Annotated in this window: 11 protein-coding genes; 7 read left to right on the top strand and 4 right to left on the bottom strand. The window is 43.0% G+C overall.

What is annotated here, in order from left to right:
- Position 1 precedes the first annotated feature (1 nt).
- Together AAG747_RS28035 and AAG747_RS28030 are read left to right on the top strand one after the other, a co-directional pair.
- On the top strand, positions 2-1,087 hold the full coding sequence (locus tag AAG747_RS28035; protein ID WP_346824579.1) for a dipeptidase: 1,086 nt from the start codon (positions 2-4) through the stop codon (positions 1,085-1,087).
- A gap of 458 nt (positions 1,088-1,545) precedes the next feature.
- Positions 1,546-2,625, top strand: a complete 1,080-nt coding sequence (locus AAG747_RS28030) for a protein-glutamate methylesterase/protein-glutamine glutaminase (protein WP_346824578.1) — start codon at positions 1,546-1,548, stop codon at positions 2,623-2,625.
- Between the two features lie 67 nt (positions 2,626-2,692).
- Here AAG747_RS28030 and AAG747_RS28025 read toward each other — a convergent pair whose 3' ends face one another.
- Positions 2,693-4,093: an aminopeptidase P family protein gene (locus AAG747_RS28025; RefSeq protein ID WP_346824577.1), complete on the bottom strand. Its 1,401-nt coding sequence runs from the start codon at positions 4,091-4,093 to the stop codon at positions 2,693-2,695.
- Between the two features lie 597 nt (positions 4,094-4,690).
- Between AAG747_RS28025 and AAG747_RS28020 the strand changes: the two genes are divergently transcribed.
- From AAG747_RS28020 to AAG747_RS28010, 3 genes are all read left to right on the top strand, one after another.
- Positions 4,691-5,656, top strand: a complete 966-nt coding sequence (locus AAG747_RS28020; protein WP_346824576.1) for a glycoside hydrolase family 130 protein — start codon at positions 4,691-4,693, stop codon at positions 5,654-5,656.
- 142 nt (positions 5,657-5,798) lie between these two features.
- Positions 5,799-8,015 carry a GH92 family glycosyl hydrolase gene (locus AAG747_RS28015; protein ID WP_346824575.1) on the top strand — a complete coding sequence of 739 codons (2,217 nt, stop codon included), beginning with the start codon at positions 5,799-5,801 and terminating at the stop codon, positions 8,013-8,015.
- A 140-nt stretch (positions 8,016-8,155) separates the two neighbouring features.
- Positions 8,156-9,103: an MBL fold metallo-hydrolase gene (locus AAG747_RS28010; protein ID WP_346824605.1), complete on the top strand. Its 948-nt coding sequence runs from the start codon at positions 8,156-8,158 to the stop codon at positions 9,101-9,103.
- Between the two features lie 64 nt (positions 9,104-9,167).
- Here the strand turns inward: AAG747_RS28010 and AAG747_RS28005 are convergent, their stop codons facing one another.
- Genes AAG747_RS28005 through AAG747_RS27995 form a run of 3 tightly spaced genes read right to left on the bottom strand, consistent with a single transcriptional unit; the run spans position 9,168 to position 11,222 of the window.
- Positions 9,168-10,109, bottom strand: a complete 942-nt coding sequence (locus tag AAG747_RS28005; RefSeq protein WP_346824574.1) for a nitrilase family protein — start codon at positions 10,107-10,109, stop codon at positions 9,168-9,170.
- 32 nt (positions 10,110-10,141) lie between these two features.
- On the bottom strand, positions 10,142-10,702 hold the full coding sequence (locus AAG747_RS28000; RefSeq protein ID WP_346824573.1) for a hypothetical protein: 561 nt from the start codon (positions 10,700-10,702) through the stop codon (positions 10,142-10,144).
- Positions 10,703-10,736: 34 nt separating this feature from the next.
- Positions 10,737-11,222 carry a hypothetical protein gene (locus AAG747_RS27995; RefSeq protein WP_346824572.1) on the bottom strand — a complete coding sequence of 162 codons (486 nt, stop codon included), beginning with the start codon at positions 11,220-11,222 and terminating at the stop codon, positions 10,737-10,739.
- Positions 11,223-11,883: 661 nt separating this feature from the next.
- Here AAG747_RS27995 and AAG747_RS27990 point away from each other — a divergent pair.
- Together AAG747_RS27990 and AAG747_RS27985 are read left to right on the top strand one after the other, a co-directional pair.
- Positions 11,884-13,407 carry a PhoX family protein gene (locus AAG747_RS27990; RefSeq protein WP_346824571.1) on the top strand — a complete coding sequence of 508 codons (1,524 nt, stop codon included), beginning with the start codon at positions 11,884-11,886 and terminating at the stop codon, positions 13,405-13,407.
- A gap of 132 nt (positions 13,408-13,539) precedes the next feature.
- Complete coding sequence (locus tag AAG747_RS27985) at positions 13,540-15,423, top strand: cytochrome c peroxidase (protein ID WP_346824570.1); 1,884 nt, start codon at positions 13,540-13,542, stop codon at positions 15,421-15,423.
- Positions 15,424-15,592 lie beyond the last annotated feature (169 nt).

The raw sequence follows: 15,592 nt of genomic DNA, 5'->3' as shown, positions 1-15,592 counted from the left end.
AATGAATTCATCATCTGATAAATTACTCATATTTGACGCGCACCTTGACTTATCCATGAATGCCATGGAATGGAACAGGGATTTGCGCTGGTCCGTGGACGAAATCCGTGAAAGTGAAAGAGGAATGAATGACAAACCCGACAGGGCAAAAGGCACGGTTTCCTTCCCTGCCATGCGCGAAGGGAATATTGGTATTTGTGTTGCTACGCAAATTGCCCGGTACGTAGACCGCAACAACCCCTTGCCCGGTTGGCACTCTCAAGAACAGGCCTGGGCCCAAACCCAAGGACAATGGGCTTGGTACCAAGCAATGGAAGATACCGGACAAATGGTGCAAATCACCCATGCCAAAGCTTTGCAAAAACACCTGAAGCAGTGGAAAGAGGACCCTGAAAATACACCTATTGGCTATATTCTTAGTTTAGAAGGTGCCGATTCAATTGTAACTTTAGACCATCTCCACAGAGCATATGCCTACGGATTACGAGCTCTAGGTCCCGCTCATTACGGACCCGGGGCTTATGCATTTGGCACCGATTCTACCGGCCCTTTACCTCAAAAAGGCAAAGAATTATTAAAAGAAATGGATCAACTCCATATGATTCTGGACGCCACACATTTGTGTGATCAATGCTTTTGGGAAGCGATCGGTATTTACCGGGGACCTGTTTGGGCCAGTCATAATAACTGCCGCAAGTTTGTAGACCACAACCGCCAGTTCAGTGATGAAATGATCCATGCCCTGTTGGAAAGAAAGGCCGTTATCGGGATTGCCTTGGATGCCTGGATGATGGTGCCCGATTGGATACGGGGAGAATCTACCCCGGAAGGAAAAAATGTCACGTTGGAGCTTGCTGTCAATAATATCGATCATATTTGCCAGCTGGCCGGAAACTCACTTCATGCGGGTATCGGTACCGACCTGGACGGAGCTTTTGGCAAAGAACAAACTCCTTACGACCTGGATACCATTGCCGACCTTCAAAAGCTTCCGGCAATGTTAAGCCAAAGGGGGTATTCAGAAAAGGATATTGAGAACATCATGTATAAAAACTTTCTACGGTTTTTGGAAGAAGTCTGGGAATAAGAGCATGTTTAGATTTTATCTTTGGGACTGCATTAAAAACGAGTTTTAAGCATATTCTAAAGAATTAAAGTTCGCTCTAACTCTTCAAGGTTTTGACATTAAATGATCAATCCGAAAACCTTGAAGAGTTTTTTTGTAATGTATAAACCTGTCATCGCTTTTTCTTCAAGTTATCATAAATATTTGTTTACGAAGGTGTTATCTACAATCTACTTTTTTGACTGAAAAATGAATTCTTTTTTTCCAAAATATCATGAATGGATGGAACGTTGAAAATGAACTTTCTCGCCTTGTGTTTTCGTGCACAAAATGTTTGAAAACCAAGAAGCAAAAGTTTACTAAACAAGAAAAGTACAAAAGTATTTTTTTACCTCTTACTGCAAAAGAGGACGATAATAAATAATCAAAAACGCTTGTAAAAGACGTTTGTAATCTAATTTTTTTGCATTATACAGATCATGGATCCCCGAGTAAAAGTACTGATTGTTGACGATTCCGCCTTGTTCCGTCAAACCCTACGCACTTTATTGGAAAGTGAGTCCGATATAAAAGTGATCGGTACGGCTATGGACCCGTATTTCGCGGCTCAAAAAATTACTAGAGAAAAGCCCGATGTCATTACCCTGGACATAGAAATGCCCCGTATGGACGGTTTGACTTTCCTAAAGAAACTCATGAAACAGGCCCCTATCCCAGTCGTCATTATCACTAGTTTGACGCAAAGAGGTACGGCTTTGGCCTTAAAAGCCATCGAATTAGGAGCGGTAGAGGTCATCACCAAGCCTCAAATGGATTCTAAGAAGTTATTGGAAGAATCAAGAATCAAAATTACGGATACCATCCGTTCGGCAGCCATGGCCAAACTCAAAGAGGCAAGGGTTCGCAAAACGGTACAAACGGCTTCCGCAAAACGGACATTTTCTCCGGTAAAAAGGCCTACCACCCTGATCACTCATAACAAAGTAGTGGCTGTAGGCGCTTCTACGGGCGGTACGGATGCCTTAAAGCTTTTCTTACAAAGTCTGGACGAGCATTCACCAGGAGTTGTCATTGTACAACATATGCCGGAGAAATTCACCAAAAGTTTTGCCGACCGGTTAAATGAAATTTGCCGTATCTCTGTAAAAGAAGCAGAAAACGATGACCAGGTATTGCCTGGAACAGCTCTTATTGCTCCGGGAAATTTCCATATGTCTTTGTTCCGGATTGGCAATCAATACAAAGTAAAAATTTTTGCTGGGGAATTGGTAAACCGGCACCGTCCGGCGGTAGATGTGCTTTTTAAGTCTGTTGCGCATCATGCCGGCCCCAATGCCATTGGCGTAATCATGACCGGTATGGGAAGCGATGGCGCACAGGGTTTGTGGGAAATGCGGGAAGCAGGTGCCTATACGATTGCACAGGATGAAAAATCGTGTGTAGTATTCGGAATGCCTAAAAAAGCGATTGAAAAAGGTGCTGCTTGTACGGTTTTACCTTTGGAACAAATTGCAGAAGACGTTTTGATCCAGGTAAATCAGGAAGAAGTAAGGGATTAAAAAAATAAAAGAAATCAGGAATTACGAACCATACAAATGCCTTCGTAATTCCTGATTTGAAACGATCTTAAAAACTGGATGCCCGGACAGCTTCCACCTCACTGACAGACTTTGCTACCGGAGTACCCAATAGGTCTGCTCCGTTGCCGGTAATCACAAAATCCTCTTCTACACGAATACCGCCAAAATCTTTATATGTCTCCACTTTATCGTAATTGACAAAATCAGCATATTTCCCTTCACTTTTCCACATATCAATCAATTCCGGAATCATATAAATACCAGGTTCCACTGTAACCACAAAGCCTTTTTGTAAAGCCTTACCCAAACGCAAGGACTTCAAACCAAATTCGGTACTCTTTTTCAGTGATTCATCATATCCTACGTATTGTTCACCCAAATCTTCCATATCGTGTACGTCCAGTCCCATCATATGCCCCAATCCGCATTGGAAAAAGAGTGTGTGTGCCCCTTGGTTGACAGCTTCTTCCACATCCCCTTTCATCAAACCAACGCCTTTTAACCCTTCGGCCAGGGTTTTGCAAGCAAGTAAGTGAATATCTTTAAATCGGACTCCCGGTTTCAATGCCGCGACCGCTGCTTCATGTGCATCAATGACAATCTGATACAACTCACGCTGCCGTTCGGTAAACTGCTTGCCTACCGGAAAGGTACGGGTCATATCCCCGGCATAATGTGAGGGGGCTTCCGCTCCACAATCACAAAGCACCATTTGCCCTTCCTTCAGTGTATTGCCATGGTAATGATTGTGCAACACCTGTCCGTTCACTGTTAAGATAATCGGAAATGACAAATCTCCTCCTCCACTGATAGCTTTCCCATGCACTAATCCGGTCAGTTGTGATTCGATTAACCCCGGCTTTGCTCCCTTCATGGCCGTCAGGTGCATCTCCGAGGTAATATTGACGGCTTTATCAATTTCTTGCAGTTCTTCTTCTGACTTGATTTCTCTCTGGGCCACTACCGCTTTGATCAATTCTACAGAAGCTTCTTGTGCTTGTTGTTCCGGGTGGATTTCCAACCAAGCTTGGATTTTCTGTTTGTTGACAGAGCGGTAAGGAGGCAAAAAGTGGATAGTTCGTTGTTGTGCTTTTGCCGTCTTCAATATTTCTTCGATATGAGTCGTCGGACGGGTTTGACTCACCCCTGCGTTTGCGGCCAACTCGGCAATGGTGGGTAAGGGACCGGTCCATACAATATCGTCTATACTTAATTCATTCCCAAAAATGATTTCGGTACCTTCGTCTAGGTCCATGATTCCGACCAAACCCGGAACGTCAATTCCGAAGTAATACAAAAAACTACTGTCTTGGCGGAAATGATATACATTGTCTTTAAAATTCATCCCTACTTCTTCATTTCCCATGAATAAGACAATTCCTGAGGATAGTTGCTTTTTTAATCCTTCTCTGCGTTGTTTATAAGTTTCAGCTGAAAACATTTTCATAAATATCTAAAGGTTAGATCATAATTTTCCCGGCTAAGTTAAACATTGATCGGTAGAATTACAGGGATGTACGGATGAAGTTCCACAGAAACCGGAAGCCCTTTGGCTTTGTATCAAAATTTTCTTATAACGGCCATTTACAATTTATTTTCCACATATTCCAGTACCAACCCTCCGCCCTATCCCCTTCTTAACCGGATCAGGCGTAAACTAAATTTCTTTTCTTTCAAACTATTCTGAAAGTTTATAATATTCTATAATAAAAATAATTCACTTTTCACGAAAGGAGGGGGAATACATCCACTAGGAAAATAATATGACTCTTCCTGCTATCGAACGATTCCGCTCATTCAACATCCTGATCCTGACCAGTCGCACCGGGTCGTTTGTACTTGAGTGCTAGAAATAATTTCCGGCTTTTTTGGAAACTTGAAGAAACAAGGCATAAACTTGTAGTACTAAAACCAAAAGCTATTGTCGTATCCAGCATTACTGCATTTCATTTGAATGAAAGTAGTACTGATCGCATATAGTAAAAATACCTTTTGTATTGAATAGCTTTCCAATTAACATAGTAACATTTAAAAAAACCAAAAAATGAGCAAGGTAATGATTCCCTGGGAAGAGCGTCCCGAAGGATCGAAAGAGGTAATGTGGCGATATTCCCACAACCCAGTGATTGGTAGGTACCAAATTCCTACTTCCAACAGCATTTTTAACAGTGCCGTAGTACCTTTTGAAGACGGTTTTGCCGGAGTGTTCCGCTGTGATAACAAGGCCGTACAAATGAATATTCACGCCGGATTCAGCAAAGACGGTATTCAATGGGAAATAAACGAACAACCCATTGAAATGGTAGCTGGCAACACGGATCTACTTCATTCCGACTACAAATACGACCCCCGGGTAGTATTTATCGAAGACCGCTATTGGGTTACCTGGTGTAATGGCTATCATGGCCCTACCATCGGCATCGCCTATACTTTTGACTTCAAAACCTTTCACCAATGTGAAAATGCATTCCTGCCATTCAACCGCAACGGAGTGCTTTTCCCTCAGAAAATCAACGGAAAATATGCCATGTTAAGCCGGCCCAGCGACAACGGACATACCCCTTTCGGAGATATCTATTTGAGCTATAGCCCGGATATGAAATACTGGGGAGAGCACCGCGTGGTAATGAAAGTAGCCCCTTTTACTGATAGCGCCTGGCAATGTACCAAAATCGGAGCGGGCTCTGTACCAATCCTTACCGAAGAAGGTTGGTTGATGTTTTATCATGGTGTGATCAATACTTGTAACGGTTTTCGCTATTCTATGGGAGCCGCCATTCTGGATGCAGAACAACCCGACAAAGTAAAATACCGCTCTCAACCTTACCTATTGGCTCCCGCAGCCCCGTATGAATTGGCAGGAGATGTTCCCAATGTGGTTTTTCCTTGTGCTGCTTTGCACGATGAAGAAAGAGTGGCTGTCTACTATGGTGCGGCAGATACGGTAGTTGCGATGGCATTCGGTTATATCAAAGAAATCATTGAGTTTGTAAAGGAGAATTCTTTGTAAAACGGAGCAGAGCCACCTTCCTTGATTAGGACTTAAAAAACTAGCGGTATCAACCTTCAAGAGATTTGAACTCTTCTTGAAGAGTTGATTGTAGTACCCTAAAAATCACCCTACTTAGATTTAGAATCAAAAAAATATAAAAATGAAACAACTACTATTAGCAGTTGCAATACTCTCTCTATTTGCAAATTGCCAAAATGAACAGAAGAAACAAACAGAACAACCCAATACAAAAGAAAGCCTGACCCAATACGTCAATACCTTTATCGGTACGGACGGTCCGGGTAATACCTACCCGGGAGCCGTAGTACCTTTCGGCATGGTGCAACTCAGTCCGGACAACGGCTTGCCGGGATGGGATCGTATCGCAGGTTACTTCTGGCCGGATACCACTATTGCCGGATTCAGCCATACCCACCTTACCGGAACCGGAGCAGGTGATCTTTATGATTTATTGGTGATGCCTTTGAACAGCCGGTTTACGCAAAGTTTGCCGAAAGCAGCCGGGTATCGCCCGTATTCCACCTTTAGCCACGAGCAAGAAGAAGCCCGGCCTGGCTATTACAAAGTACATTTGCAGAGTTCGGGTATCGATGCGGAATTAACCGTAACCCCGAGAGTCGGGTTTCACCGGTACACCTTCCCGGAAGATGCCAATAGTCAATTGATTTTGGACCTGGGATATTCATTGAACTGGGACGGCCCAACGGAAACTCATATTCAAATTGAAAATGAAAACACCATTTCCGGTTACCGGATGTCCAGTGGATGGGCTGCCGACCAAAGGGTTTATTTTGTCGCACAATTTTCCAAGCCTTTCGAAAAAACACAACTCTATCAAGGGCAGGAACTCGTAGAAGACAATACAACCAAAGGCAAAAGCACTAAATTCATTGCAAATTATGCCACTTCGGAAGGGGAGCAAATTTTGATGAAAGTCGCTTTGTCTTCCGCTTCTATAGAAGGGGCCCGTAAAAACCTGGAGGCAGAATTGCCCAAGTGGGATTTTGATGCTACGGTAAAACAAGCAGAGCAAACCTGGGAAAAGGCGCTGAATAGCATTCGTATCAAAGGTTCCGATTATCAAAAAGAGCTTTTTTATACCAACCTTTACCACTTGTTTTTAACCCCAAGTTTGCACAGTGATGTAGACGGACAGTATAAAGGAGCGGATGGCAAAACCCAACAAGCGAAAGGCTTTAAACGTTATGATACCTTCTCTTTATGGGATACCTATCGTACAGCACATCCTTTGTATACTCTCTTGACCCCCGATCATGTAGGTGACTTTGTCAAATCGTTTCTGGCGCATTATGAGGAAACCGGGCTCCTTCCGGTATGGTCGATGGCCGGAAACGAAACCAATATGATGATTGGTTACCATGCCGTTCCGGTGATTGTAGACGCCTATTTTAAAGGCATTGAATTGGACGCAGAAAAAGCCTATGCCGCTTGTAAAGCGTCTGCCACCGTAAAAGACCGGGGCATTGACGAATATATGGAATACGGATATATCCCTTTTGACGGCAAATTCGGAAATCATTGGGTAGTTTCTATGGTCATGGAGTATGCCTATGACGATTGGTGTATCGCGCAGTTTGCCAAAGCTTTGGGTAAAGAAGAAGATTACCGGTATTTTTCCAAAAGAGCCGACTCCTGGAAAAACCTGTACGATGCTTCTACCACGTTTATCCGTCCCAAAGATAAAAACGGTAAGTTCCTTTCGCCTTTTGTTGCCAAAGAATACACCGAATACTATTGTGAAAGCAATGCCTGGCAGTACTTCTGGCATGTACAACACGATATTCCTGCATTGATTGACACTTTGGGTCAGGAGCGTTTCGCTCAAAAGCTGGATTCTATGTTCACCTATTATCCGGCAACGGATGACGAACTGCCGATATTCAGCACAGGGATGATCGGTCAATACGCACATGGCAACGAGCCTAGTCACCACGTAGCTTTTCTGTATAATCACATCGGTCAACCTTGGAAAACACAGGAATTGGTCAGAAGAATTCTGGACACCCAATACAGTAACAAGCCGGATGGCTATTGTGGAAACGAAGACTGCGGACAAATGTCAGCCTGGTTGTTATTTTCAGCCATGGGAATGTACCCGACCAACCCAGCCAATGGGATCTATGACTTGACCTCTCCATGGGTGGAAGAAGCACAGATCAATTTGCCTAATGGGAAAATCTTTACCGTTAAGACTGAAAACCAAGCCAAAGAGCATCCTTATATTCAGGAAATCCGCCTGAACGGAGAAGTATATACGTCTCTGAATATCCGGCATCAACAGCTGATCGAAGGTGGAGAATTGGTATTTGTTTTAGGGGAAAAGCCTGTTCAATAAGGTACATTAAGTCCCATAGATAACCCTTCTTAGACCTTCCAGGTTTTGAAAACCTGGAAGGTCTTTTTGATCATCAAGGAATTTACCGAGAACCGTATTAAATTTACACAACTTAAAAACACAACCTACCATTGAAAACTATGTTCCAAGCAGAAGTAAAAAGCAAAGTCGGAGAGGACATTTCTATTTTAATAAGACCGGATAATCACGCTTGGAACTACCTCTGTGAATGCGGAGATGCCAGTGGTCTGACGGTAAAGGAAGTACAAAATACCAATGCGGTTTTTATCAGCCATACACATATTGATCATTTTGTCAATTTCGATGCGTTGATCCGGCACCAAATCGGTATTGAAAGAAGGGTGGTTATCTGCGGACCTATGGGAATTGCCCGTCAAGTACAAGCCAAATTGAAAGCTTATACCTGGAATTTGATCCAAAAGGGCGCCATTATGTATGAAATCCGGGAAGTCATTGCCCCTGGAAAAGTACTCTGCTTTGAACTGGAACCACCGGAATGGGAATTAAAAGCAATAGACAGTCTACAAGGAAATACTATATTTCAAGAAAAAACATTTTCTGTAAGTTTTGCCATTCTCGATCACAAAACGCCATCCTTGGCATTTAAATTCAAAGAAAACGATACGGTGAAAATTGATCTCGGTAAAAGTGAGCTTCCCGGAGGCAAGTGGGTAAAAGAATTGAAAGAGGCTTTTGAAGAAGGGCAAAAAAAACGCATCATCGAAATTGGAAACCAATCCTACTGCGCAAAAGATTTATTTCACTTACTTCATGTACAAACCGGGGACTCTTTAGGCATCATTATGGACCATGCCGCCCATGAGGAAAACCATCAAAAAATTTTAACGCATTTTTCTCAAAGTGAAAAAGTGTTTATCGAAAGCTTTTACAAAGCGGATGATCAAGAACAAGCGCAGTTGAACTATCACAGTTATTCGAGGCAATCGGGTAAAATCATGCGAAGGGCCAGCGTCAAACAAGCCATCCCCGTACATTTTTCCAGAAGGTACTCCGAAGAGGATATCCGGGAATTGATCCGAGAATTTGAAGAGGAATTTCACCAATAAATGCTTTGACCCGGGCAAGACCTTCCAGGTTTCGGAAACCCGGAAGGTCTGAAGGATAGACTGTTTACGCTTTATCTTTCATCCAGACAGGCTTGGTTTGAGGTTTGTGATCCTGACCAAGGATATTCCGGTACAGTTCCGGTCTTCTGGCATTCCGGTACCGCCACCCACCGGCAAGTTGTAGTTTTTCTTTGGTGATTTTTGCCATCGTAATACTATTTTCAAAGCTTTTAATTTCTGATAACACCTCTCCATAGGGATCCAGAATCATGGAATTTCCATTTTTCAAATGTTCACCGTCATAACCGACCGGATTGGTAAATGCATAATAGACCCCATTGTCGTACGCTCTTGCCGGAAGCCATCGCATCAGCCAAGCTCTTCCTTTGGGCCCGTCAAACTCCATACGTAAAGACACCGGATCGTTTTCTCTGTTTTGCCAAAATTTGTCAGCGACATAACCTCTCCCCGGCATGGAAGAAGGAGTACATCCCGTTACATGCGGTGCAAAAATCAACTCTGCTCCCAACAAGGTTGTCGCCCTTACATTTTCTATCACATTATTATCATAACAGATCAAAATTCCGCATTTCCAACCCAACAGGTCGAATACCACATACTCCTCACCAGGTGACATATACTTGCTGATGAAAGGATGTAACTTTCGAAACTTAGCCACTAAACGATCCTCATACACACATACATAGGTATTATAAATTTTACCGTCTTCTATTTCCACTAAACCGGCAAGAATTGGAATAGTGTATTGACTGGAAATCCGCATGAGCATTTGGGTACTTTCTCCATGAGGAACGGCCTCAGCCAGTTGTGTAATTTCATCCAGGTTCAAGTCTTTGGTGAAGGTGTAGGCGGTGATAGACATTTCATGAAAACTGATCAAATCCGCTCCTTGGGATTTTGCTTTTTGGGTAAGTTGTTCAATCACGGAAAGGTTATAAACTTTGTCTCCATCCTTAGGTTCAAATTGGGCGACTGCGATATTCATGATAAGACGTTTAAGATTACAAATAATGAAACTCATTCTTTGAATGTGACAAACCCGATTCGTAGATAGTCATACAAAGTAGGGTCTATTGTCAAGATTTCACCGGTCAATTGATTTTTCAGGATCACAAAATCATGATCTTTGAAAAAAGACGAAGTGAAATAAGCATGCACATTGGTTTGCCCCAAGTACAATTGGCCGGCATGAGGCAGGGCAATCCAGTCACCTTCCAAATCATTTTTTTTCAAAAGATAATTACAGACACTGGCGAAGAAAACTGCATAGCCTACACAATGGGCCGTTTTTGAGCGAGCCAGCCGGTTCGGATCCATCTCATTCCGGGTAAAAGTAAACTTCAATTGTGAAGCTGTGATCAAAAGCCCAAGGTCTACAACTTCCCGTATATCTTGTGGCTTTTCAGCCTTGGCCATTTCATCTATTTGCCGGACTAATTCCGGATCGTATACGGTATAGTTTTTTCGTTCTCCAAGCGATTGGTAGCTAATCAAAGACCTGTATACCCCACCACGAAACAATATCCCGACCAACAAAACGATGAAGATGCTCCATACAATCCTTTTCGCGAATTTCATTTGAATATGATTTAGTAGATGAGTATACCTTAAATTACTCCTCCCAGACCGCCAGACATTTTTTGTCTTGCCAAAACTGCTCTAACGTCATTTTGGGACGACCCGTCACTTTTATACTTAACGGACTCAATCGCACACTGATCTTATGAGAACGGGTTCCATAAGTCCCGATGTCCACCACCTCATTTCCAAGCAAGCTCAGGGCATTTCTTTCCAGGAATTTCATGATGGTAGGCACTTGCAAGTCTACCCCTCCGGTCTGTAGGGCATGCGGATTTCTCAAGGCTTTAGCCGTATGGATAAGTTCCTTCAAATCATCGGGATGGTTTTCAAAATGCTCATGATAACTTTGGTAATAGATCACTTCCAGGGCTTCTTCTTGGGAGATAAATTCCCCATCCACCATATAGCCGATCATCCAGTTCTGTCCGTACTTCCGGTCCCATTCTCTTTGCCTTTTCTGTTGCTGTTTGGTATTTCCGGCTTGGCCAATTCTTCTTTCAACGATTTTCCAACTCATTTCAAAATAAATATCTCTAACGGTAAAGAGCAGTAGCAGGTCAAGATTACTCCGAAAATTTATGCTTCTTACACCTATTCCATTTACCCAAAAGTAAAAACCTGTCTCTACCTCATTCCGGAGTTGGCCTATACTTTTCCTTAAATCTAGACATTGTGGAAATCTAAGCCAAAATAATCTACAGATTAGACTTATGTAGTAGTGGGTAATTCATCAAAATATTGAAGTGATTTAAACTTATAGTTTTTGACCGAAAATAGAATCAAAATCGGCTCATCAAGGCACTTATTGAAGAGAATAGCCAAAGCTATTGTTGAAAAAAGCAACACAAAGGAGGCGTTTTTGAAACATTTTTTAGGAAAAAGAAAAAGGTGAATTCACTTCATAACATGAAACTCAGAAGTATAAGACTAACAGGAGCAAACAATTTCAATCTTTCGTATTTAGAAATAGTATAAATTAGAAAAGGATTAAGCAAAAGTTAAAATCATATAATTTTGATTACCAATATATTACACCTCAAAAACAAGGAACGATAAGGACTGTATTATTTGGGTGTAAAATCCACTCAAAAAGCTTAACCTTCACTTAACCCCCTCAGTAAAACAGTCTTCTAAATTTGACGCCATAAACAAACCCAAATCAAGAAAATCCATTGATCATGAACATGAAAACACTTTTACATTCGCTCAAGTTGTTGGCGATCATTGCAGTTTTATTTGCAGGATGTAAAGGCGATACAGGCGATGTGGGACCGCAAGGCCCACAAGGTCCGGAAGGACCCCAAGGCCCTGATGGTCCGGACGGCCCTCAAGGACCTGGTCTTGTACAACTTGCCAATCACTCTGCTACTTCCACTTTTGTAAAAAAACTTCCTGGTTTTGAGAGTTTAGAAGTATACTCTTTAGTAGGAAGTGCCGATGTATTGGAAGAATCTCCCGACTATGTCTTTGGGGGATCTGCAGATGGGTCGGGCCTTATGGCGACCAATGAAGGATATGTGATGTTGGTCAATAATGAAGATAACTACGCTGTTTCCAGACTGTATTTCGATGAAACGTTCCGTCCTGTCCGTGGTGAGTATTTATTGAATTCAGACGGAGGGCAATGGAGGCTTTGCTCCGCTACCTTGGCCACTCAGGAAGAACACGGTTTCGGCCCACTCTACCTGACTTGCGGTGAGTCTGGTCCCGAGTCCAGAACGCATGGAATCCACCCCACCGATCCGGCTTCCAATGCAGGAACCTCCCGCGAACTGGCCGGACTAGGCCGTTGGAGTGCGGAAAATGCAGTCCCTCTTTCTTCCAATGCTTTTTCCGGAAAAACTGTGATCATCATCGGTGACGATGATTCGGGAACGTATGGAGGCCAAGTAGCCATGTATGTATCTTCTACCGTAGGTGACTTGGAAAACGGAGACTTGTATGCATTAAGAAGAGTGGATAAAAACACTACTGAGACCGATATGGTAAGCGGGACGGAATACGAAGTGGAATTCGTCAAATTGGAAGATCATAAAAATCTTACCGGAGAACAATTAAACATGAAATCCCAGGAGCTCAATGCCATGCCTTTCGGTAGAGTGGAAGACATCGACTATCGAAAAGGCGGAGGGGCCCACAGTCGTGAAATCTATTTCAACGTAACCGGTCAGTATAACAGCGGTGCCAATGCGGATTACTCCCGTTCAAAATACGGAAGAGTATACAAACTGGTATTGGATGCCAATGACCCGCTCAAAGGAAAATTGAGCCTGGTATTGAATGGAGATGACCGGGGCGGCATTGCGAAAACCTTCCAAAACCCTGACAACATCTGTGTAACCACCAACTTTGTGTATGTACAGGAAGATCCGAATGGTTACGGAGACGAAACCCACGACTCATATATCTACCAGTATAATATCGCTACAGGTGTGTTGAAAAAAGTAGTTGAATTGGATCATGATAGAGACAACCCTGCCTCTGACGAAGTATACGGAGGGTATAGTGCCCGACTTGGTGGTTGGGAATACGGCTCACTGGTAGATGTTTCCGATGTATTGGGCATTCCAAATACGTTCACTCTTTGTATTCAACCTCATACTTGGAGAAAAGAAGAGTTCAAAGGTGTGGACGGTGGTTCCAAAAGACAAGACCAGGACCAAGGTAGCCAGATCGTGGTGATAAGAGGTTTGCCTAGATAATCAAAGTCTTTTACAATTTCATGTCCTAATACGTTCCCCTTTCGGGTCGTCCTGTTTTTGCAGTGGCGGCCTGAAAGGATTAGTAAAATTCCATTGAAAAGCGAATAACGATTTACCAAATACATAAAAGAAATGAGTAGAAGGAGAATCAGAGTATTGGTGATGGCAAGCATCAGTTTGTGGGTGATCACGGCTATGTTGGCAATTTCCTGTGAAACGACACAACAACTATCACCTCCTCCTGAAAAAGTCAAGCATTTGTTGACACAATACATTGACCAACTAAATAGTCAAAACGCACAATTAGTCCGTCTGGTAGAACAAAATGCAGACACAAAAGCAATTCAAAAGGCTTTTAAACAGGCTCGACTGGCTTATAAAAAAGTAGAGCCTTTGACAGAAATGTATTTCCCGGCTACCGCAAAAAGCTTGAACGGCCCTGCCCTGGACGAGGTGGAAACCGATGACCCTAACCAAGTAGTGATTCCTCCGGAAGGGTATCAAGTAGTGGAAGAATTGTTATTCCCTGAATTTACCCTCGGAAACCGGGATGTTCTTCTGAAAGAATTAAACATTGTACAGTCCAATATTCAACGACTCCATAAAATCATACAAACAACAAACTTTATTGACGGGAATATCTTCATCGCCTTCCGGATGGAACTGTTCCGGATCATTACCTTAGGAATTTCCGGTTTTGACTCGCCCATAGCTTTACACTCTCTTCCCGAGGCCCAATCTGCTATGGAAGGCTTACAAGCTATTTACACTATTTACCAACCACTTCTCTCCCAAAAGCAACCGGAATTGGCGAAAACGTATGAACATCAACTCTCTTTGGCAATTGCCTACCTCAAACAACACCAAAGCTTCAATACCTTTGACAGGATGCAGTTCATCACAGAATGCATCAACCCCCTCTCTTCCTCTCTACTGGATGTCCAAGAGGCTTTGGCAATCCAACCCTTCGAAGGCTTGTATGCAATAAACCCCCAAGCCAAAACCCTCTTTGAGCAGAAGGCTTTTAACCTGGATTATTACGCTCCGCAATACAGTCGCGAATACTTGACTTCTACGGTCGACTTGGGTAAAAAGCTCTTTTTCGACCCGGTGCTTTCCGGAAATGGTCAACGCTCCTGTGGTACATGCCATCAACCGGACAAAGGCTATGCCGATGGCTTGGTCAAAAGTCCGACCATCGACTTACAACATACGGTTTCCCGGAATGCTCCTTCCATTATCAATGCTGGTTTACAACGTTTTAACTTTTACGATTCCAGAGTCGTGTACCTGGAAGACCAAGTAAAAGATGTCGTGAGCAATAAAGAAGAAATGCACGGTTCCCTACAAGAAGCGGTTGTCAAAATGAATTCCGATGAAAAATACCTACCCTTATTTAAAGAGGCTTTTGGAGATGGGTTTAAAGGAGCCATTGAAGAAAAACAATTAAAAACTGCCCTGGCAAACTTCATCAGAAGTACTACAAGCCTGGATTCCCGCTTCGATCAATACATGCGGGGAGATAAGACGCAACTCAACCCAGAGGAAATTCAAGGCTTCAATTTGTTTATGGGCAAGGCCAAATGTGGTACCTGTCACTTTATGCCTGTATTCAACGGTACCGTACCTCCTAACTTTGCCCATACGGAATCGGAAGTATTGGGAGTCCCCACTACTCCGGACACGGTCCATGCCACAGTAGACCCGGATTTGGGAAAATACAACTTGCATCACATTGATCTTCACCGGCATGCTTTCAAAACGCCAACCGTCCGCAATGTGGACCTGACCGCTCCTTATATGCATAACGGGGTGTACCGAACCCTGGAGGAAGTCATGGATTTCTATAACCGGGGCGGGGGAAAAGGTATCGGCATTGACCTTCCGAACCAAACCCTACCGGAAGACCCCTTGAACTTAACTCCCGTAGAACAACAAGCTATTATCGCATTTATGAAAGCCCTTACATCACAAGCCATCCATGCTAATGAGTTGACACAGTCCGTCACGCAATGATCTTTCTTCACTCTCTGAGGAATTTTAAATTCCTCAGAGAGTGTTTTTTGTCCATCCCTTCAATTTTCTCATGCTCGTCAGAGTTATTTTTTTTAAAATCATTCTAAAAAGAAATAACTTCCTAAAAAATATTACACACCGTAAATCTTTTACGGTGTAATCTTCTAAA

Source organism: Rapidithrix thailandica (genome assembly GCF_039710355.1).
Lineage (GTDB): Bacteria > Bacteroidota > Bacteroidia > Cytophagales > Flammeovirgaceae > Rapidithrix > Rapidithrix thailandica.
This window is presented reverse-complemented; position numbering and strand designations above follow the sequence as displayed.